Origin of the sequence: Rhizobium terrae (assembly GCF_003425685.1) — a bacterium.
Lineage (GTDB): Bacteria > Pseudomonadota > Alphaproteobacteria > Rhizobiales > Rhizobiaceae > Neorhizobium > Neorhizobium terrae.
The window spans coordinates 78723-97133 of sequence record NZ_QJKM01000020.1; the positions used below are offsets into that span (position 1 = coordinate 78723).

Annotated in this window: 21 protein-coding genes; 15 read left to right on the top strand and 6 right to left on the bottom strand. The window is 61.5% G+C overall.

What is annotated here, in order from left to right; genetic code table 11:
* Nucleotides 1-162 precede the first annotated feature (162 nt).
* Entirely contained in the window at nucleotides 163-888 is a 726-nt protein-coding gene (locus tag DMO26_RS28315) for a cell wall hydrolase (protein WP_404947093.1), read from the top strand.
* 19 nt (nucleotides 889-907) lie between these two features.
* On the opposite strand, the gene DMO26_RS28320 is transcribed toward DMO26_RS28315, so the two are convergent.
* The 4 genes from DMO26_RS28320 to DMO26_RS28335 form a co-directional block, all read right to left on the bottom strand.
* Complete coding sequence (locus DMO26_RS28320) at nucleotides 908-1537, bottom strand: glutathione S-transferase family protein (protein ID WP_117195664.1); 630 nt, start codon at nucleotides 1535-1537, stop codon at nucleotides 908-910.
* Between the two features lie 77 nt (nucleotides 1538-1614).
* The gene (locus DMO26_RS28325; protein ID WP_117195665.1) at nucleotides 1615-2061 is read right to left on the bottom strand and encodes a GNAT family N-acetyltransferase; all 447 of its coding nucleotides are present in this window, start codon (nucleotides 2059-2061) and stop codon (nucleotides 1615-1617) included.
* A 143-nt stretch (nucleotides 2062-2204) separates the two neighbouring features.
* Nucleotides 2205-2888, bottom strand: a complete 684-nt coding sequence (locus tag DMO26_RS28330; RefSeq protein ID WP_162895091.1) for a hypothetical protein — start codon at nucleotides 2886-2888, stop codon at nucleotides 2205-2207.
* Between the two features lie 20 nt (nucleotides 2889-2908).
* Entirely contained in the window at nucleotides 2909-4123 is a 1215-nt protein-coding gene (locus tag DMO26_RS28335) for an NADP-dependent isocitrate dehydrogenase (protein WP_117195667.1), read from the bottom strand.
* 225 nt (nucleotides 4124-4348) lie between these two features.
* On the opposite strand from DMO26_RS28335, the gene DMO26_RS28340 reads away from it, so the two are divergent.
* The 12 genes from DMO26_RS28340 to DMO26_RS28400 all read left to right on the top strand — a co-directional run bounded on the left by DMO26_RS28340 (nucleotide 4349) and on the right by DMO26_RS28400 (nucleotide 14664).
* The gene (locus DMO26_RS28340; protein WP_117195668.1) at nucleotides 4349-4879 is read left to right on the top strand and encodes a hypothetical protein; all 531 of its coding nucleotides are present in this window, start codon (nucleotides 4349-4351) and stop codon (nucleotides 4877-4879) included.
* Between the two features lie 176 nt (nucleotides 4880-5055).
* Entirely contained in the window at nucleotides 5056-7047 is a 1992-nt protein-coding gene (locus DMO26_RS28345; RefSeq protein WP_117195669.1) for an FUSC family protein, read from the top strand.
* Between the two features lie 62 nt (nucleotides 7048-7109).
* Nucleotides 7110-7967, top strand: a complete 858-nt coding sequence (locus DMO26_RS28350; RefSeq protein WP_117195670.1) for an RNA methyltransferase — start codon at nucleotides 7110-7112, stop codon at nucleotides 7965-7967.
* Nucleotides 7951-8751, top strand: a complete 801-nt coding sequence (gene murI, locus DMO26_RS28355; protein ID WP_117195671.1) for a glutamate racemase — start codon at nucleotides 7951-7953, stop codon at nucleotides 8749-8751. The genes DMO26_RS28350 and murI overlap by 17 nt, the downstream gene beginning before the upstream one ends.
* Before the next feature lie 803 nt (nucleotides 8752-9554).
* On the top strand, nucleotides 9555-10058 hold the full coding sequence (locus DMO26_RS28365; RefSeq protein WP_117195673.1) for a GNAT family N-acetyltransferase: 504 nt from the start codon (nucleotides 9555-9557) through the stop codon (nucleotides 10056-10058).
* Nucleotides 10055-10504 (top strand): GNAT family N-acetyltransferase, encoded by a 450-nt coding sequence (locus DMO26_RS28370; RefSeq protein WP_117195674.1) that lies wholly within the window; start codon nucleotides 10055-10057, stop codon nucleotides 10502-10504. The genes DMO26_RS28365 and DMO26_RS28370 overlap by 4 nt, the downstream gene beginning before the upstream one ends.
* 66 nt (nucleotides 10505-10570) lie before the next feature.
* Complete coding sequence (locus tag DMO26_RS28375) at nucleotides 10571-10858, top strand: HigA family addiction module antitoxin (protein WP_117195675.1); 288 nt, start codon at nucleotides 10571-10573, stop codon at nucleotides 10856-10858.
* A gap of 74 nt (nucleotides 10859-10932) precedes the next feature.
* The gene (locus DMO26_RS28380) at nucleotides 10933-11571 is read left to right on the top strand and encodes a LysE family translocator (protein ID WP_117195676.1); all 639 of its coding nucleotides are present in this window, start codon (nucleotides 10933-10935) and stop codon (nucleotides 11569-11571) included.
* Between the two features lie 22 nt (nucleotides 11572-11593).
* Nucleotides 11594-11965: a GFA family protein gene (locus tag DMO26_RS28385; protein WP_117195677.1), complete on the top strand. Its 372-nt coding sequence runs from the start codon at nucleotides 11594-11596 to the stop codon at nucleotides 11963-11965.
* A gap of 10 nt (nucleotides 11966-11975) precedes the next feature.
* The gene (locus DMO26_RS28390; RefSeq protein WP_117195678.1) at nucleotides 11976-12608 is read left to right on the top strand and encodes a LysE family translocator; all 633 of its coding nucleotides are present in this window, start codon (nucleotides 11976-11978) and stop codon (nucleotides 12606-12608) included.
* An 11-nt stretch (nucleotides 12609-12619) separates the two neighbouring features.
* A complete protein-coding gene (locus DMO26_RS28395; RefSeq protein WP_205421271.1) occupies nucleotides 12620-13027 on the top strand; it encodes a VOC family protein in 408 nt (135 codons plus the stop codon).
* Nucleotides 13028-13146: 119 nt separating this feature from the next.
* Nucleotides 13147-14664 carry an ATP-binding protein gene (locus tag DMO26_RS28400; RefSeq protein WP_117195679.1) on the top strand — a complete coding sequence of 506 codons (1518 nt, stop codon included), beginning with the start codon at nucleotides 13147-13149 and terminating at the stop codon, nucleotides 14662-14664.
* Nucleotides 14665-14668: 4 nt separating this feature from the next.
* Here the strand turns inward: DMO26_RS28400 and DMO26_RS28405 are convergent, their stop codons facing one another.
* Complete coding sequence (locus tag DMO26_RS28405; RefSeq protein ID WP_117195680.1) at nucleotides 14669-14914, bottom strand: DUF982 domain-containing protein; 246 nt, start codon at nucleotides 14912-14914, stop codon at nucleotides 14669-14671.
* Between the two features lie 335 nt (nucleotides 14915-15249).
* Here DMO26_RS28405 and rpsD point away from each other — a divergent pair, with 335 nt between their 5' ends.
* On the top strand, nucleotides 15250-15867 hold the full coding sequence (rpsD, locus tag DMO26_RS28410) for a 30S ribosomal protein S4 (RefSeq protein WP_117195681.1): 618 nt from the start codon (nucleotides 15250-15252) through the stop codon (nucleotides 15865-15867).
* A 197-nt stretch (nucleotides 15868-16064) separates the two neighbouring features.
* Nucleotides 16065-17447, top strand: a complete 1383-nt coding sequence (locus DMO26_RS28415) for a transposase (RefSeq protein ID WP_117195682.1) — start codon at nucleotides 16065-16067, stop codon at nucleotides 17445-17447.
* A gap of 141 nt (nucleotides 17448-17588) precedes the next feature.
* On the opposite strand, the gene DMO26_RS28420 is transcribed toward DMO26_RS28415, so the two are convergent.
* Nucleotides 17589-18407: an LON peptidase substrate-binding domain-containing protein gene (locus tag DMO26_RS28420; protein WP_226951450.1), complete on the bottom strand. Its 819-nt coding sequence runs from the start codon at nucleotides 18405-18407 to the stop codon at nucleotides 17589-17591.
* Nucleotides 18408-18411: the final 4 nt, after the last annotated feature.

Sequence of the window (18411 nt, forward strand, 5' to 3'; positions counted from 1 at the left end):
CGGCCGGCCCTCGGTCTCGTTGGAGCGGCCCTTTTATCCGCGTGTACATCCACCCAGACGACCTCCTCGGTATCTCCCACCAAGACCGTAAAGCCGGCTCCTCTTCCAAAAAAACAGGTTTACCACTACACGGCTGCCGACCGCGACTGCATGAAGCGGGCCATGTATTTCGAATCGCAGCGGTCCAGCCGCGACGGTCTGATGGCGGTGGGCACGGTCATCATGAACAGGCTGACATCGCAGGCCTATGCTTCGACCATCTGCGGCGTCGTCGGCCAGGAGAAGCAGTTCGCGCCGGGTGTTCTGACGCGCGAGGTGAAGGCGACGGCAGCTCCGGAGCTGGACGAAGCCGTTGACGCGATCATTCGTGGCGAGCGGAATCCCGAGGTCAAGGATGCCATGTTCTTCCACAAGGACGGGCTGAAGTTCCCTTACAAGAACATGCATTATGTGACGGTTGCCGGCGGCAACGCCTTTTACGAGAAGCGCGACAGGGACGGAGAGCTGCAGACCCCGCCGCCGAAGCCGGCCGATGAATACGTGCTGGCGCTGGTGCAGAGCACGCCCGATCCGTTGAGCTTGATCCAGGCGAAGGAATTCGACGTGGCATCCGTCCCTGGGACGGATCCCGCATTGCCGACCGTCGTTCCGGTCCCCGCTCAAAGGCCAGATTTCGTGACGGTTCATACGGCGAGCGCCCAGCCGTCCTCTGCCCCGGCCGCTCCCACTCCGGTTGTTTCCGCTCCGGCTGCTCCGGCTTCCGCAGCTCTGGCCATGGCTCCCACGTCGCAGATCGTCCTGGCCAATTCCGCCAGCAACGAGTGGATGCTGCGCTTCGACACCGGCAGTGCCAAGGGCAAGCGGCTGCCGGCCGGCATCGACCGCTGACCGTGGAAAATATTCCGGCTTATCCCGCCTTCTGGAGTTCCGCCGCCGCGGCGTTGTCCTTTTCGGTGGCACGCCGATAGGCTTCGCGGAGTGCGAGCCTGCCGAAATATTGCTCGAAGGCGGCGCGCTTTTCGATCGTGCCGAATTGCAGACCCCAGCCGATCTGCGCTCCGACATAGACATCGGCGGCGCTGAACCTGTCGCCGGCGATATAGGGGTTGGTCCGCACGGCCTTTTCGAGCGTGTCCAGCACGTCGGCATAAGTGCCGTAACCGATCATCCGCTCCCGTTCCTTCGGCACTTCGAAACCGAGCGCCCGGTTGCTGACGGCGGCTTCCAGCGGCCCGGCGGCGAAGAACATCCAGCGATAATAATCGGCGCGATCGGTCGTCGGCGGTGCAAGACCCGCCTGCGGAAAGGCGTCCGCCAGATAGGCACAGATCGCCGCGCATTCGGTGACCGTCCTGCCGGCATGCACGACCGCCGGCACCTTGCCCATCGGATTGACGGTCTTGTAGGCCTCGCCCTTCATCGTCGTACCGAAATGCAGAATTTCGGTACGGTAGGGCACACCCACTTCCTCCACCATCCAGCGGGCAATGCGGCCGCGCGACATCGGGTTGGTGTAAAGCACCAGCTCTTCGGTCATGACGCTCTCCTCAATCGTTCTCTAAATGTTCTAGAAGGTCGATATTGCGGAATCAAGACGGATTCGCCATGCAGTGGTCAAAGCGGCTTGCGGTACTGGATGAAGCCGGCATTCTGCGCCACCCGGTCATAGAGGCGACGCGCTGTGGCGTTGCTTTCATGGGTCAGCCAGTGAAGCCGGCTCGCGCCTTTTTGGCGGGCGAGATCGGCGACCGCGTCGATCAGCGCTTCACCGGTTCCCTTGCCGCGCTGGCTCATATGCACGTAGAGGTCCTGCAGGTAACAGGACCAGTCCGGCAGCCAGCAGGAGCGATGAAAGATCGCATGCACGATGCCGACCATCTTTCTGTCGTCCTCGAAGGCGGCGAAGCCGTACATCGGCTCGGCCGGATCGAGAAGCCGGCTGAAGGTGAGCTCGTACTGCTGTTCTGGCAGCACGGTTTCGTAGAAGCGCAGGTAGGCTTCCCAGAGCGGCCCCCACTGGGCGCGATCGGACGGTTCGAGCGGGCGGACGGTAACGGTCATGACGGCTCCTCAAAATGAAAAACGGCGGAACCCCAAGTCCCGCCGCCCATTGATTAGCTGATTTTTCTGCTGAAACAAAAGCATCTGCTCACGGGATGGTTTCCCCGTTGAATGCAGCTGGCTTGCGGCGGAGCGGACCCAGCCTAGCGCGGGCAGGCCTGCTGGCTGATTCTTGCCCATTCGTTCAACTGGCCGGTCACGCGTTCGTCGATCCTGACGCATGACCCGGCTTCGATGATTCCGATGACGGGATTGTCGCCGCGGGCGACCGGGGTGTTCTTTTCTCTGAGGTTGACGCTCCAGCGGGCTTTCACGACGTCTCCCGTCGAAAAGCGGCTGCTCCCCTCGGCGCCGTCGAAATTAGTGTCGGCATATTGGCCGGCCGGGATTCGCGACAGAGCGACCCAGCCTTTCAAGACGTCGCTGTTCAGCGCTTCCGGCGGCTGGCTCGGCGGTATTTCAGTGACCATCAGGTTTAGGACGTTCTGCACCTGCGTTTCGCTGAGCGGCTCGCACATGCGGTTGTAATTTGTGATGCGAAAGGCCAGCCGCAGATTCGCGCTCTCGCTGAACTTGGTTGCGGCAGCGTTTTCGATCAGGGCGGTGTAGAAGGTGTCGCACTGCTTAATGAGATCACCGCTGTTCTTCTGCCAGGTCAAATAGATGGCAACGACGCTTGCGGCCGTTGCGATAATTCCCTTGAACAGGATGTCGCTGATCTTCCCGATGCTGTCTAACGTCATTTCCGGCCCCCTTGGTTTTTGCAACTTAGCGGATAGATTTGACGGGAATGCAACAAAAAACCCGGCCGACGGCCGGGTCTTCATGATCGGGCAGTAGCGGCGACTCAGGCGGCCATTGCAACCTTGAGGTTTTCGTCCACCTTGTCGAGGAAGGCGGTGGTCGAGAGCCAAGGCTGATCCGGGCCGATGAGGAGTGCGAGGTCCTTGGTCATGTGGCCGGCCTCGACGGTGTCGACGCAGACCTTTTCGAGCGTCGTGGCGAACCGGGCGAGTTCGGCATTGTCGTCCAGCTTAGCGCGGTGCGCGAGGCCGCGGGTCCAGGCGAAGATCGAAGCGATCGAGTTCGTCGAGGTTTCCTGGCCCTTCTGGTGCTGGCGATAATGGCGGGTGACGGTGCCGTGAGCGGCTTCCGCTTCGACCGTCTTGCCGTCCGGGGTGAGCAGGACGGAGGTCATCAGGCCGAGCGAGCCGAAGCCCTGTGCGACCGTGTCGGACTGCACGTCGCCGTCGTAGTTCTTGCAGGCCCAGACGTAGCCGCCGGACCACTTCAGGGCGGCTGCGACCATGTCGTCGATCAGGCGGTGTTCGTAGGTGATGCCGACTTCGTCGAACTTCGCCTTGAACTCGGTCTGGTAGACTTCTTCGAAAATGTCCTTGAAGCGGCCGTCATAGGCCTTGAGGATAGTGTTCTTGGTGGAGAGGTAGACCGGCCACTTGCGCATCAGGCCGTACATCATCGAGGCGCGCGCAAATTCGCGGATCGAATCGTCGAGGTTGTACATCGCCATCGTGACGCCGGCGCCGGGCGCGTTGAAGACGTCGCGCTCGATGACGGTACCGTCTTCGCCGACGAACTTGATGGTCAGCTTGCCCTTGCCCGGGAACTTGAAGTCGGTGGCGCGGTACTGGTCGCCGAAGGCGTGGCGGCCGACGACGATCGGCTTCGTCCAGCCCGGCACCAGGCGCGGGACGTTCTTGCAGATGATCGGCTCGCGGAAGATGACGCCGCCGAGGATGTTGCGGATCGTGCCGTTCGGGCTCTTCCACATTTCCTTGAGATTGAATTCCTTCACGCGCGCTTCGTCCGGCGTGATCGTCGCGCACTTGATGCCGACGCCGTGCTTCTTGATGGCGTTGGCGGCGTCGATCGTCACCTGGTCGTTGGTGGCGTCGCGGTTTTCGACCGAGAGGTCGTAATATTCGATGTCGAGATCGAGATAGGGAAGGATCAGCTTATCCTTGATGAGCTGCCAGATGATGCGGGTCATCTCGTCGCCGTCGAGATCGACGACCGGGTTAGCTACCTTGATCTTTTGCATGGAATTCCTCTTTGGAAATGGCGGGGACCGTGGTCCCTACGGGTGGACACCAGTGGGTGCGCTATAGCATCGCCGGGCCGGAACGCAAAGGCATTCAGGCCGGTATATGCGGCTTTTCGTGCCGGAAACAGCGCGCTCTTCCGGGAGCCCGATGATTGCCCTTGCCAAACCACAAAGCGGGGTTAATGTCCGCCACGATCTCTCTCGAACGACCGGAATCTACCCATGCGGACTTTGCCGCTCGCCATCGCCTTTTCGCTGCTCTCTACCTTCGCGTCGGCTGCCGACGCGACCGATCCCGTCAAGGAGGTGATGAAGGTCACCGAGGATAACTGGAATACGGTCGACAGCGAGTGGAAGTACATTTTCGATGCCGATCCGCTGTCGCGCCTGTTCAGCAAGAAGTTCCAGTCGGCCTATGCGGAAGCGGCGAAGCATCCGGCCTACGACACCGAGAACAACCAGCCGGGCGATCCCTTCGGTTACGATGTGGTCACGAGTTCCCAGGACGGTTGTCCGCTGAAGGAGATCGCCATCGTACCGTCGCCGGGCAAGAACGGCATGACCGACGTGAAGGTGACGTTCAAGATGTGGACCTGTATCGATGAGGCCGAGGTGAAGGACAGCGTCAACGAGCTGCATTTCGACGTGATCCAGGAAGGCGGCAAGCCCGTCATCGACGACATTCATCGCGTCGTCGACAACGAGCGCGATTCGGTGATCGAGGAAATGCAGTCGATCGCCAAGGGCGAATGACAAGGGCGAATGACAAGGGTACCGACAAGGGTGACCAACAAGGATGAATGACAGGGACGCATGATTGGCTGGTCTTGGCCGGACCGGCCTGATCCGATGTGGGGTGTCGTCAAACCGTCTCGGGGCGATATATTCAGTCTCCGGAAGGGCGCTTCGAGGCCCGCCTGGGGTGCCTGATGCCAATTTCCGCAAAGATCCGCGACTGGCTGCTCGCAAACGATCCGGCCCTGTCGCGTTTCCGGATGGCTGCGCGCGTGACGCTGACCGTCGTCGCGACCGTTGCTTGCCTGGCGCTGATCCACATGGCCGGGCTGGCGATGCCGCCGATCGCCTATGGGCTTGCGATCATCCTGTCGATCGAAGGCGGAGTGGCGGTGCGCGACCGGCTGCCGGAGGAGCAGCTGAAGACGCGGCTGATCGGCGGCGTCGCCAGTCTCGCCTGTGTCGGGCTCGCAGCTGCGCTGGAGGACTGGCGTTACGTTTCCGATCCGATGTTCCTGGTGATCATCGCGGGCGCCACGGTCGGACGCGTCTACGGACCGCGCGGCTTTGCGGTCGGCATGTTCGCCTTCACCTCCTATTTCATGGGGGCTTATCTCAGGCCGAACCTCGGCGATCTGCCGCTTGCCGTGATCGGCCCGGCGACCGCGATCGCCACCGGCCATCTGGTGCGGACCTATCTGCTGCCGGATGACTGGCGGCGCGATCTTCTCCAGTCGCTGGTGGCGATCCAGGGCAGGGTGGGCGACATCCTGATGAAGCTGGCGGCACTTTCCGCCGGCAAGGCCTGGAACGACGCCGACCGTCGCGCGCTGCGCCAGCTTGAGGAACGGCTGAAGGACGTCGTGCTGATGGCGGAAGGTTTTCTGCCGCGGCCGCCGGACGGCGCGATCGAGGCGGAGGACGAACCGCTGACGGCGCTTGCCATGAAGATCTTTGACGTTCATCTCGCGGCCGAGAGCGCCATCGTCCTTTCGCTCGAAGCGCTGCCGCCCTTCGTGCTCGTGCATGCGCTGATCGAGAACGATCAGGCACTGGCGGAAAAGATAGCGGAAAGCCCCGCGGTTGCCGGCGATGAACGCAGCGCCGAGACCGCCCGCGCGCTGATTTGGCTGCAGAAGGCGAGGACGGCGCTCGCGGATCTGGTCGGGGAGGGACGGGTGACGGGCTTCCGGACGATCGAGCGCTCCGCCGCGGCGCCGCCCGCCGCAAAGCCCGATTTCTCCCTGAAGAACCCGGTGATGCGCTCGGCGGTGCAGATCACCATCGCGTCGAGCCTCGCCATGGTCTTTGGCCTGATGCTGTCGCGCGACCGCTGGTTCTGGGCGGTCATGACCGCCTTCCTGATCTTCACCAACACCAAGTCGCGCGGCGATACCGCGATCCGCGCCCTGCAGCGATCGACCGGCACGTTTCTCGGCATCGGCATCGGGCTGGTGGTCGCGACATTCATCGGTCCGCAGCCGCTGGTCTCGGTGCCGCTGATTGCCCTCAGCATCTTCCTCGGCTTCTATTTCCTGCAGGTCTCCTATGCATCGATGACCTTCTTCATCTCGATCGTGCTCTGCCTGATCTACGGTCTGACCGGCACGCTGACGGTCGATCTTCTTAAATTGCGTATCGAGGAAACCTTGATCGGTGCGGCCGCCGGCACGATCGTCGCCTTTCTGGTCTTTCCCGCACCGACCCGTTCGACGCTCGATCAGGCGCTCGGCCGCTGGTACGGAGGGCTGAAGGACCTGCTCTCCGCCGTGAAGGAGGGCCGCAGCGGCTTCGAGGCGATCGAGCTTTCCCGCAAGCTCGACGCGGCCTATCGTGACGTGACAGTTGCCGCCCGTCCGCTCGGCACCTCCTGGTCGATCGTGACCAGGCCCGGGCAGGTGCGCCAGACGCTTGGAATTTTTCTCGGCGCCACCTATTGGGCGCGCATCTTTGCCCGAAACGCGGTCGAGGCGGGGCAGAGGCCGGAGGGCGAGGTGCTGGCGGCGCTTGAAGAGATACTGCGCAATATCGAGGCACTCGCGCCGCGCGGCTCGGAATGCTTTGCCGTCAGGCGCAACTTGAACCGCGCGGCGGGCAGGTACCTGCCGATCTTCAAGCACGGTAGCCGCGTCGGCGTGGAAATGATCGGCACTATGCTGGGCAGGCTTTATCCGGCCGTGGCGTGAGACTTGCCGATTGAAGCGCGCGCCGGTATTCCGGCTCCGGATCCATGAGACGGAAGCAGAGAATGTCAGGCACCAACAGCGAGCGCGAACTGATTGCCGAAGGCCCGGCGATCATTCTGGTCGAACCGCAGCTCGGCGAGAATATCGGCATGGTGGCGCGCGCCATGGCGAATTTCGGACTAGTCGAACTGAGGCTTGTCAACCCGCGCGACGGATGGCCGAGCGAAAAAGCCCGGTCCGCCGCCTCAAAGGCCGACCACGTGATCGACGGCACCAAGGTCTACGAGACGCTGGAGGAGGCGATCGCCGATCTGAATTTCGTTTATGCGACGACGGCGCGGGAGCGCTACGGCTTTAAACCGGTGCGTTCGCCGGTCACGGCCGCCGATACCTTGCGTCGGAAGTTCAAGGCAGCCGAAAAGACCGGCATCCTGTTCGGCCGCGAACGCTGGGGGCTGACCAACGAGGAGGTGGCGTTGGCCGACGAGATCGTCACCTTTCCGGTAAACCCGGCTTTCGCCTCGCTGAACATCGCCCAGGCGGTGCTTCTGATGTCCTACGAATGGATGAAATCCGGCATGGACGATCTTGCCGAGACGGTTTTCCTGCCGATCGAACAGCGGCCTTCGACCAAGGAACAGGTGCTCGGCCTGTTCGAACATCTGGAAGAGGCGCTCGACGCCCGCAACTATTTCCACCCGCCCTCGAAAAAGCCCAGAATGATCGACAATCTCCGCGCCGTCATCTCGCGGCGAGGTTTTACGGAACAGGAGATCAGCGTGTTCCGGGGCGTCATCAACTCGCTCGACCGTTTTCCGCGCCGATGGCCGAAGCGAACGGCGGACGAGATCCCGAACGAATCCGCGGGAGCGCCGGGGGAAAAGACGGGGGAGAATACCGGGAATGACGCAGAGGAATGAGCTGAAGCCGGTGCTGATGTTCGATTCGGGCATCGGCGGCCTGACCGTGCTGCGCGAGGCGCGCGTGCTGATGCCGGAACGCGGCTTCGTCTACGTTGCCGACGATGCCGGTTTCCCCTATGGCGGCTGGGAAGAGCCGGCGCTGCGCAAGCGCATACTGACCCTCTTCGAAAAACTCCTGAAGGACTACAATCCGGAAATCTGCGTGATCGCCTGCAACACCGCCTTCACGCTGGCCGGCGCCGACCTTCGCGAAAAGTTTCCCGCCATGACCTTCGTCGGCACGGTGCCAGCGATCAAGCCGGCCGCTGAGCGCACCCGTTCAGGCCTCGTCTCGGTGCTGGCGACGCCCGGCACGGTCAAGCGCGCCTATACCCGCGATCTCATCCAGTCCTTCGCGACCCAATGTCATGTCCGGCTCGTCGGTTCGGAAAATCTTGCACGGATGGCGGAGGCCTATATCCGCGGCGAGACGATCGCCGACGAAGCGGTGATGGCGGAAATATCGCCCTGCTTCATCGAAAGGGACGACAAGCAGACAGATATCGTCGTGCTCGCCTGCACGCATTATCCCTTTATGGCCAACGTCTTCCGACGGCTGGCTCCTTGGCCGGTCGACTGGCTCGACCCGGCCGAGGCGATCGCCCGCCAGGCGCGCCGGAAAGTGCCGCTCGTGGAGGGGGCCGAACATCCGGACAATTACGACTTTGCGGTCTTTACCTCCGGCAATCCGGACTTCGCGACGCGCCGGCTGATGCAGGGTTTCGGACTGGCCGTGGCTTAGAAAACGGGACGCTCAAATGGTTCGGCATTGTTTGAGCATCCTTTGCTCCAGTCCATCGTAATTGTTGCTTTTCTGCCACATTTTTGGTGCGAATGCCTGCAATTCAAGATTGTGCGCTTGCCGACGGGCTGTTTTCGTGTACTATGAGGACTGTCCGCTATTCAAACATAGGAGGCGTGAGATGACCCCCATTCTCGTGACTATGCGCCTCTCTGGCGGAATGGTCCTTTCGGCTTCGACGCTCGATGTATCGATGCCGGGGGGTATTTGCCTTCAGGCAAATTAAGCCTGAAATTTCTGCCATTTGGCATTTTCCCATTGATCTGACGTGATCGGCTGACGAAGCGATTGTTCGCGTTTTTCGCGTTCGTCTCCGCGCGTCTTTTCACCTTCGAGAGGACCTGGCTGCGTAGCTGCGCCGGGACGGAAAACTTATGCGCAAATCACAATCTTGGGTTGCGGATCCTTTGTCGGCGACGATCGCGGAACTGTGCAGGGAATATGGAGTTTGGAACACCGCTCGTGCGCTCATCGCAGCAGTCTGGCGGCGGCATCGGGAGCGGAACGACGTCTCCCACTTGTCCAACCGCATGCGCCGCGATGTCGGCTTACCAGAAATCGAGGATGCGCCCGGGGAGCGCAGGCTCTCCTACTGGGGCATCCGGATTCATCCCCAATGAACCTCGCTCCGGCGGTCCATCCGCCGGAGCGAGACGGCTGCTTGCCATGATCTGAATTGTCGGAGACGGATCCGACTTGCGATATTTCCATTGATGGACGTTGGAGAGTGAACGAGGGGTAATATGGACATCGAGATCAAAGAGGCGTCGGCCGGGGACGTCGAGCTCCTGCTGCCGCTGTTCCTTGATATGGAGCGGCACTATGACGGCGATGATGGCGTGGACGGGATGACCGCGAGGGCGCGGCTATCCGAAGCACTGGACGGGGGCGAGGGCGTGATGCTTGTCGCACTGGACCGGCAGGCCCTCGGTTTCGCCTCGCTCTTCCAGATGTTTCCCACGACCGGTCTCACGTCGATGTGGTATCTCAAGGAGCTTTATGTTTCCGCAGGCGCACGCGGCAGGAGGGTTGGAGAATTGCTGATGTGCGAGGCGGCAAAGGTGGTTCTGGCAAGGGGCGGTCTGAGGCTGGAGTTCACCACGGAGCGGTCCAACCTGGGAGCGCAGAAATTCTACGGCCGACTTGGCGCGGCGGAAATGCCGAAGGTCTTTTATCGGCTCGACGAGGCCGGGTTGTCGGCGTTGAGCGAAGTTTCGCACGATGATTTATCGAGCACTCAAAAATGATCGCCGGCCCTACCTTCCGCAAGCTCGCCTTGGCCGATATGCCGGCCGCCGCGCTGGTCCACCGGGTCTCCTTCGACGAGCGACTGCCCTGGCTCGCCGGCCTGCATACACCGGAGGAAGATCGCGGTTATTGGGGCGGCCATCTCTTCGGGACCTGCGATATCCGGGGTGCAGAGCGGGATGGTGACCTGCTCGGGACGATCGCTTTCCGGGAGGGCTGGATCGACCAGCTCTACATCCTGCCGGAAGCGCAGGGGCAGGGGATCGGCTCGAAGCTTCTGGGGATTGCCAAGGCAGCGTATCCCGAGCTTCTTCTCTGGACCTTTCAACGCAATGCTCCGGCCCGCCGCTTTTACGAAGCGCGCGGCTTTGTGATGGTCGAGGAAACCGACGGCGCCGAAAATGAGGAAAGAGAGCCGGACGTGCTTTATCGGTGGCTCAGGTAACACTTGTATCGCGTCGAACTGGTCGACCAGCAAAACTATCAAGACTATCACTCAAGGCGTCGTGCGATGATGAGATTTCCGCCTCACCCTGGTGAACTGATCCGTGAGGATGTTTTAGCGCCGCTAGGTTTATCGGTGACGGAAGCGGCCGGACGTCTCGGCATGTCGCGGGTCGCTCTGTCGCGGGTGCTCCATGGCCGGGCTGCCGTTAGCCCCGATCTCGCGGTACGTCTGGAGCGGGCTGGTGTCAGCACCGCTCGAGCGTGGTTGTCCATGCAAGCCAATTATGATCTGGCGCAGGCACTAAGGCGCGAGCAGCCGCCGGTCCGGCCGCTCAACAGCAAGGCTGCCTGATCTCCAAAAAAACACCGCTTGCAAAGCGGAAAAATCGGTGGCTTGCTCGCCTCCTTCTCTGGAGGAATTTCGCAATGTCGCTTGAACACTGGCTCGCCTTCGTCGCCGCGTCGTCCGTCCTGCTCGCCATTCCCGGGCCGACCATCCTGCTCGTCATTTCCTATGCGCTGAGCCACGGCCGCAAGGTGGCGACTGCCACGGTGGCTGGCGTGGCGCTCGGCGATTTTACCGCAATGACCGCCTCGATGCTCGGCCTCGGCGCCCTGCTTGCGACGTCTGCCGCTCTCTTCACGATCCTGAAATGGGCGGGCGCGGCCTACCTCATCTATCTCGGCATCAAGCTCTGGCGCGCCCCGGTTTCGGAACTCGCAGCCGAAGTGGACGAGGCCGACGTGTCGTCGGCAAGGCCCTTCCGCATCTTCCTGCATGCCTATGCGGTGACGGCGCTGAACCCGAAGAGCATCGTCTTCTTCGTGGCTTTCCTGCCGCAGTTTCTCGATCTGACCAAGCCGCTGTTCACGCAGATGATGATCTTCGAAGTCACCTTCCTGACGCTCGCCACCCTCAACGCGGCGCTTTATGGCCTGCTGGCGTCGATGGCCCGCAACACGATCCGCAAGCCCAAGGTGCAGAAGATCGTCAACCGGACCGGCGGTTCGCTGATGATCGGCGCCGGCCTGTTGTCGCTCGGCTTCAAGCGCGCCGCTGCCTGAAGTTTTCCGGGAGGAGGAACCCATGCTGACCGGAAGATGCCATTGCGGCGAGACGACCTTCAAGGTCGATGGCGAACTGCCGCAGGCCTTGACCCGCTGCACCTGCACCCTCTGCTCCCGCCGCGGCCATCTGTTTGCCTATTACGAGCCGGCCCAGGTGCGGGTGACGGCCGAACCTGCCAGCGACAGGGTCTATCGCTGGCAGATGAAAATGGTGGCGCATCATTTCTGCGGCACCTGCGGCTGCACGACCTATAGCGACAGCCCGGATTTCCAGATGGATGGCAGTTGGGACGGCAAGACACGGCGACTTGCCATCAATGCCCGGCTGTTCGACGATTTCGACGCCGAGGAATGGCCGCATACCGTCATCGACGGACGTCATCTCTGGTAGGAGGAAACTGATGAGCGACGTAACCCTGCTCGCCTTTGCGATTGTTGCCTTCATCGGCATCGCCACGCCCGGGCCGACCGTGCTTCTCGCACTTACCAACGGCTCGCGTTACGGCCTGAAGCGAGCGCTGCCGGGCATGGCGGGCGCGATGATTTCGGATTTCGTGCTGATCGGCGCGGTGGCGCTCGGTCTCGGCGCGCTTCTCGCGGCCTCCGAATTCTGGTTCACGGTCGTCAAATGGCTGGGCGCGGCCTATCTCGCCTTCCTCGGCATCATGCTGATCCGCTCCAAAGGCTCGCTTGACGTAACGGAAAGTGCCGTAGCGTCAGGCTCGGGGTCTGCAAGGTCGATCTTCCTGAAGAGCTTTCTGGTCGCGGTTACCAATCCCAAGGGTTACCTGTTCTTCTCGGCCTTTCTGCCGCAGTTCATCGCGCCGGAGGCGCCGCAGGTTCCGCAATACGCCATTCTCGCCATCGTTTTTGCACTGATCGACTTCATGGTGATGTTCGCCTATGCGTTGCTCGGCTCGCGGGCTGTGCATCTGTTGAAGCGGAAGGGTGCGCTCTGGCTGGATCGCGCCTGCGGCGGCGCGCTTCTGGCGCTCGCGGGTTCGCTTGCGCTCTATCGCCGGGCCGCTTCGTAGAAGGAGGCATCATGTCGAAACCGGTGAAATCCGTCCGGCCTTTCCTGATGTTCCAGGGCAACAGGTGCGAGGAGGCGATCGCCTTCTATACGTCGGTGCTGCCGGAAAGCCGGATCGTCGATATCAAGCGTTACGGGTCGGGTGAGATGGGAGCCGAAGGCAGCGTGTATCGCGCCACTTTCGAGCTTGCCGGTCAGCAGGTGGACTGTATCGACAGTCCGGTCAAGCACGCCTTCGAATTCACGCCGTCCTTTTCCTTTTTCGTCGAATGCGGGACGGAGGAGGAACTGGAGCGGCTGGCCGCGGCTCTCAGCGAGGGCGGGACGTTCATGATGCCGATCGACAACTATGGCTTCAGCCGAAAATTCTGCTGGTTGGAAGACCGCTTCGGCATCTCCTGGCAGATCAATTTCGAATAGCCGCAAACTCTGTGCATTTTCGCTCTTGCCCGGCGAAACGAATCCCGATCTCTGTTAAGGCTTCGGAGTCGCGGAACCGGCGAGTCTCCGCTCAGGAAACGGCGTAAGAGGAAAGTGCATTGCAGGTCGGCATCGATATGGGAATTGTGTCCGGCGGTGATCCGGCCAAGCTCGATATCGAGGAGCTTCTGGCCACCCGCCTGCTTGTCCAGGGCAATTCCGGCTCCGGCAAGTCGCATCTGCTGCGCCGCCTGCTGGAGCAGTCCGCGCCCTGGGTGCAACAGGTCGTCATCGATCCGGAAGGCGATTTCGTCACGCTGGCGGACAGGTTCGGCCATGTGGTCGTGGATGGCGAGCGCACCGAGGCCGAGCTTGCGGGCATCGCCAACCGCATCCGCAAGAACCGCGTCTCCTGCGTGCTGACGCTGGAAGGACTGGATCTCGAAGAGCAGATGCGTGCCGCCGGCGCTTTCTTGAACGGGCTTTTCGATGCCGACCGCGAGTTCTGGTACCCGGTGCTTGTCGTGGTCGATGAGGCGCAGATGTTTGCCCCCTCGGTCGGCGGCGATGTTTCCGAGGACGCGCGAAAACTCTCGCTCGGCGCGATGACCAACCTCATGTGCCGCGGCCGCAAGCGCGGCCTTGCCGGCGTCATCGCCACCCAGCGCCTGGCGAAGCTTGCCAAGAACGTCGCGGCCGAAGCCTCGAATTTCCTGATGGGCCGCACCTTCCTCGATATCGACATGGCGCGCGCCGCCGATCTTCTCGGCATGGACCGGCGCCAGGCGGAAATGTTCCGCGACCTGAAGCGCGGCAATTTCGTCGCGCTTGGTCCCGCTCTGTCGCGCCGGCCGCTGCCGATCGTCATCGGTGCGGTCGAGACGTCCGCGCGCTCGTCGAGCCCGAAGCTGATGCCGCTGCCGGATGCGCCGCAGGATGTCGAGGACCTGATCTTCACGCCCGATCCGGAGGAATTCACCCGGCCGGTCGCGGTGCGCCGCGCGACGCCCGCGCCGCGTCCGACGACGGATATCCTCGCCGAACTCACCCGCTCGATGCCGGCCGCAACGCCGGCACCGCAGGAACCGCGCACGGCCCAGCCGGAACTGACGCCGGAGGAGCGCGAGGAACGGCTTGCCGCCGTTCTCTCGGAAATCCTCGACGACCCGCAATCCGGTTACCGGACGGATTCGGTTCTCTATCAGGATTTTCTGGTGCGCGCCCGCATGCGCCGCCTGCCGGGACCGCCGCTGTCTCTTTCGGAGTTCCGCCGCCGTGCCGCGATCGCCCGTTCGGGCGTCGATGCGCAGACGGCGGCGAGCGATGCGTGGGCGACCGCACTGTCGCTCTCGATCAACGTTTCCGATGACCTCCAAGGGGTCTTCCTGATGATGGCGAAGGCGGCGATCGGCGGTGAACCTTGCCCATCCGACGCGCGCATCGCACGAGCCTACGGCACCCATTCGGCCCGCCGCGCCCGCCGCCTGCTGGGTTATTTCGAGGAACAGGGGCTGATCGTCGTGCATGCCGACTTTTCCGGCAAGCGCATCGTCGCTTTTCCGGACCTCCAGGCGGAAACCGCACCCGGCAATGCCGATGCGCCGGACGAGGGCGAACCGCGCGCCGCGGCCGAATAGATCGTCACTGGATGTGGAAATGCGCCTCGACGGCCGCCGCGATGAAGGCCTGCCGTGCTTCGGTCGGTTCTGATTTCCCATTCAGCGCCGCCGCGCATACCTCTTCGGCGCGATGATGCTGGCTGCCGTGATAGGCGGGCCAGAAACGGTCGAGCACGGTCTTTGCCTCGCGCACGGTCTTGACCGTGCGGATCACGCCGGTCTCGGGGTTTTCGATCCTGATTGGGCTTTTCCAGGCTTTCGGACGCATGACACGTTACCTCCTTCCACGGATCATGACACGTTACCTTCTTTATGGATATGGTGTTGCGGTCGGCGGAGTCGAAAGAACCTGCAAACAGGTTTGCCGAAAGGTTAAGATGCGAAGTGGCGCCGGGCGCTGTTGACATTTCCATGACATCCGCCTAAAGACCCCGCCAACGCCGGGCCTTCAAGCCCGGTGTTTCATTTGACATGTCCCGTGGTCGTCTCCGATCGCTTTCGTGAGAGGCCTGTCAGAGCTCTTAAATCAGGGCTCAGAGGAGGGCGTGTTTCCTTGATCCGGTCTGGTAACAGACCGATGTAACCGTTTGAGAAGGAAATGCGATGAGCAAGCGCGAATCGTCCAAGTACAAAATCGACCGCCGCATGGGCGAAAACATCTGGGGCCGTCCGAAGTCCCCGGTCAACCGCCGCGAATACGGCCCGGGCCAGCACGGTCAGCGCCGCAAGGGCAAGCTCTCCGACTTCGGTGTCCAGCTTCGCGCCAAGCAGAAGTTGAAGGGCTATTACGGCGACCTGCGCGAGAAGCAGTTCCGCGCCATCTACGACGAAGCCAACCGCCGCAAGGGCGATACCTCGGAGAACCTGATCGGCCTGCTCGAATCGCGCCTCGACGCGATCGTCTACCGCGCCAAATTCGTTCCGACGGTCTTTGCCGCCCGCCAGTTCGTCAACCATGGCCACGTTACCGTCAACGGCGTCCGCGTCAACATCGGTTCCTACCGCTGCAAAGCCGGCGACGTCATCGAAGTCCGCCAGAAGTCCAAGCAGCTCGTGACGGTTCTCGAAGCCGTTTCGCTCGCTGAGCGCGACGTTCCGGATTATATCGAAGCCGACCACAACAAGATGGTTGCGACCTTCGCCCGCGTTCCGGGCCTGACCGACGTTCCTTACGCGGTCGTCATGGAACCGCAGCTGGTCGTCGAATTCTACTCGCGTTGATGATCTGCCCTTCGGGGCGTTCTCGGGAAATAGAAAAAGCCGCGTCTCAGGACGCGGCTTTTTTGTGGAATTCGGCGGCAGATGCCAACAGATGGGGTGTTTGTGGCCGCTTAGCGCCGATAGCGTTGAAAAAGTCGGCGTTGCTGTCAGTGCAAAGTTCTGATTCACTCCTTCTAGGGATTTAGGAGGGTGTGCCGATGATGGGCGAGCGAACAGTGGCGCAGGAAGCACTGTTTTACGGGTTCAGCATCGAGCGTCACGTCCCGGCGAACCATCTTCTGCGGTCTATCGACCGCTTCGTTGATCTGTCTGGCCTTCGGACTCACTTGCGCCCTTTCTACAGCGAGATCGGGCGGCCCTCGATCGATCCGGAACTGATGATGCGCATGCTGATCGTTGGTTACTGCTTCGGAATTCGTTCGGAGCGTCGGCTGTGTGAGGAGGTACACCTGAACCTGGCCTATCGCTGGTTTTGCAGGCTCGGCCTTGAAGGCGATGTCCCGGATCACTCGACCTTCTCCAAGAACCGGCATGGTCGTTTCCGCGATAGCGATCTGCTGCGCGAACTGTTCGAGACGACAGTAAGGCGTTGCATCGAAGAGGGACTCGTCGGTGGCGAAGGCTTCGCCGTTGATGCGAGCCTGATCAAGGCGGATGCCAACAAGCAGCGCTCGGCGGAGGGGTCGGAGGCCGTCGACTGGGAAGTTATGGCCGAGACCCGTCGCTCGGTTCAGGAATATCTCGACACGCTCGATGACGCGGCATGGGGTGCAGCCAGCGAAGCAAAACCGAAGTTCGTATCGAGGTCGGACCCGGCGGCGCAGTGGACCGGAGCAATGAAAGGCCATGCCTTCTTCGCGTACGCTACCAACTATCTGATTGATCTGGATAATGCCGTTATCGTTGATGTGGAGGCGAGCCGTGCGATCCGGCAGGCCGAAGTCGGCGCGGCACGCACCATGATTGAGCGCACTCAAGAGAGCTTCGGGCTCTATCCGGAACGGTTGGCTGCCGACAGTGCTTATGGTTCAGCAGAGATGTTGGGCTGGCTGGTTCACGAACGCGGAATAGAGCCGCATATTCCCGTCTTCGATAAGTCCGAACGGCGTGATGGCACATTCGAGCGCGCCGACTTTGCTTACGATCACAAGCGCGATCTTTATACCTGCCCTGGCGGCAAGGAGTTACGCTCGCGACAGATCACCTACCAGAACGAACGTCCGCTCGTCGATGAAGATGGCATGGTACGCTATCGGGCCAGCAAGCTCGACTGCGATGCCTGCGTCCTAAAATCTCGATGCTGCCCGAACGCTCCAGCGCGCAAGATACCACGTTCCATCCATGAGGGCGCTCGCGACATGGCGCGCGATATCGCCAAGACCGAAGCCTATGTTACGTCGAGGCATCAGAGGAAGAAGGTTGAGATGCTTTTTGCGCACCTTAAACGCATCCTCAAACTGGATCGCCTGCGACTACGAGGTCCGAACGGAGCGCGTGATGAGTTCCACCTCGCAGCCGCAGCCCAAAACCTCCGGAAACTCGCAAAGCTGATCCCGGCACCAACCCCAAAACCGGCGTGAAGGGGAATATATCTCGGCACGTCCCTACGACGGAAACATCGGAGCAAGATTACCGCACCCCTTTTTCAACGGTATCCGCCATGAGCGGACATTGCGGCTATCGCAAAATTCCATATTCTGCGACAGCTGCCAAAGTTAGATTCATGCAACAGCTTTGGGGCGGCCAGCGCTCATCAACTCGATGAGTCTTTTGAGTCGAGTCACCACGTCACTGGTTTCCAAGAGTTGCTGCTTCTGCTCTATACCGGTCGATAGCAACGGAGCGACTGTATCGGCCAACAGGCTTGGATCGCCGATTGAAGGCAGGCTGAAACGCGCTTTGGATCCTGGTGGAAGCGCGGAAAAATCAACCTCGGCGTAGATCTGATAGGCATCGAGAACCGCACTCGAAAGAGCGGCTGCCTCCTTCGATTGGCCACCTTGCTCTCCAATCGGAGTGACCTCCGCCGCCAAGAACTCGCCATCGGTAATGCGGACGATGCCTGTTCGCTGAAACCCGCAGACGGTGACCTTGAGAGCCCCGTCCACCTGTGTCTGGCGATCGACCACGTTTGCAATGACGCCTACCGGATGGAGAGCATCAAGAGTGCTAGGGCGGTCATCCGTAATACGCTTCTGGGCGACAACGACAACGCGCCGATCACCGACAAGAGCGTGTTCCACGGCCTGACGGGTTTTGTCGCGCGCCACGAAAATCCGCGAGATCATGTGCGGAAACAAGACCATGTCCCGCATAGGGACCACGGGGATACGCTCCTCGACAGAATTAGGCGTGGTAGGCTGAACCGATGTCGCAGGCAATTGGATCGCCTGGATCCTTGCGGCCAACACGTTCCAGTTGTCGGGCGACATGCACAATTGACCCCCGGACGGCATAAAGAAGTGACCCCTCTGTTTTGAGAGGAGCAATAGATGACGATTGAGATTTCGGTGAATCCTGCATTGTCGAGAGGGATGCAGGGTG

Excerpts from the sequence above, each read along its gene's own strand:
- DMO26_RS28315 (WP_404947093.1), top strand. The coding sequence starts at position 163 with ATGTATTTCGAATCGCAGCGGTCCAGCCGCGACGGTCTGATGGCGGTG.
- DMO26_RS28320 (WP_117195664.1), bottom strand. The coding sequence starts at position 1,537 with ATGACCGAAGAGCTGGTGCTTTACACCAACCCGATGTCGCGCGGCCGC.
- DMO26_RS28325 (WP_117195665.1), bottom strand. The coding sequence starts at position 2,061 with ATGACCGTTACCGTCCGCCCGCTCGAACCGTCCGATCGCGCCCAGTGG.
- DMO26_RS28330 (WP_162895091.1), bottom strand. The coding sequence starts at position 2,888 with ATGAAGACCCGGCCGTCGGCCGGGTTTTTTGTTGCATTCCCGTCAAAT.
- DMO26_RS28335 (WP_117195667.1), bottom strand. The coding sequence starts at position 4,123 with ATGCAAAAGATCAAGGTAGCTAACCCGGTCGTCGATCTCGACGGCGAC.
- DMO26_RS28340 (WP_117195668.1), top strand. The coding sequence starts at position 4,349 with ATGCGGACTTTGCCGCTCGCCATCGCCTTTTCGCTGCTCTCTACCTTC.
- DMO26_RS28345 (WP_117195669.1), top strand. The coding sequence starts at position 5,056 with ATGCCAATTTCCGCAAAGATCCGCGACTGGCTGCTCGCAAACGATCCG.
- DMO26_RS28350 (WP_117195670.1), top strand. The coding sequence starts at position 7,110 with ATGTCAGGCACCAACAGCGAGCGCGAACTGATTGCCGAAGGCCCGGCG.
- murI (WP_117195671.1), top strand. The coding sequence starts at position 7,951 with ATGACGCAGAGGAATGAGCTGAAGCCGGTGCTGATGTTCGATTCGGGC.
- DMO26_RS28365 (WP_117195673.1), top strand. The coding sequence starts at position 9,555 with ATGGACATCGAGATCAAAGAGGCGTCGGCCGGGGACGTCGAGCTCCTG.
- DMO26_RS28370 (WP_117195674.1), top strand. The coding sequence starts at position 10,055 with ATGATCGCCGGCCCTACCTTCCGCAAGCTCGCCTTGGCCGATATGCCG.
- DMO26_RS28375 (WP_117195675.1), top strand. The coding sequence starts at position 10,571 with ATGATGAGATTTCCGCCTCACCCTGGTGAACTGATCCGTGAGGATGTT.
- DMO26_RS28380 (WP_117195676.1), top strand. The coding sequence starts at position 10,933 with ATGTCGCTTGAACACTGGCTCGCCTTCGTCGCCGCGTCGTCCGTCCTG.
- DMO26_RS28385 (WP_117195677.1), top strand. The coding sequence starts at position 11,594 with ATGCTGACCGGAAGATGCCATTGCGGCGAGACGACCTTCAAGGTCGAT.
- DMO26_RS28390 (WP_117195678.1), top strand. The coding sequence starts at position 11,976 with ATGAGCGACGTAACCCTGCTCGCCTTTGCGATTGTTGCCTTCATCGGC.
- DMO26_RS28395 (WP_205421271.1), top strand. The coding sequence starts at position 12,620 with ATGTCGAAACCGGTGAAATCCGTCCGGCCTTTCCTGATGTTCCAGGGC.
- DMO26_RS28405 (WP_117195680.1), bottom strand. The coding sequence starts at position 14,914 with ATGCGTCCGAAAGCCTGGAAAAGCCCAATCAGGATCGAAAACCCCGAG.
- rpsD (WP_117195681.1), top strand. The coding sequence starts at position 15,250 with ATGAGCAAGCGCGAATCGTCCAAGTACAAAATCGACCGCCGCATGGGC.
- DMO26_RS28415 (WP_117195682.1), top strand. The coding sequence starts at position 16,065 with ATGATGGGCGAGCGAACAGTGGCGCAGGAAGCACTGTTTTACGGGTTC.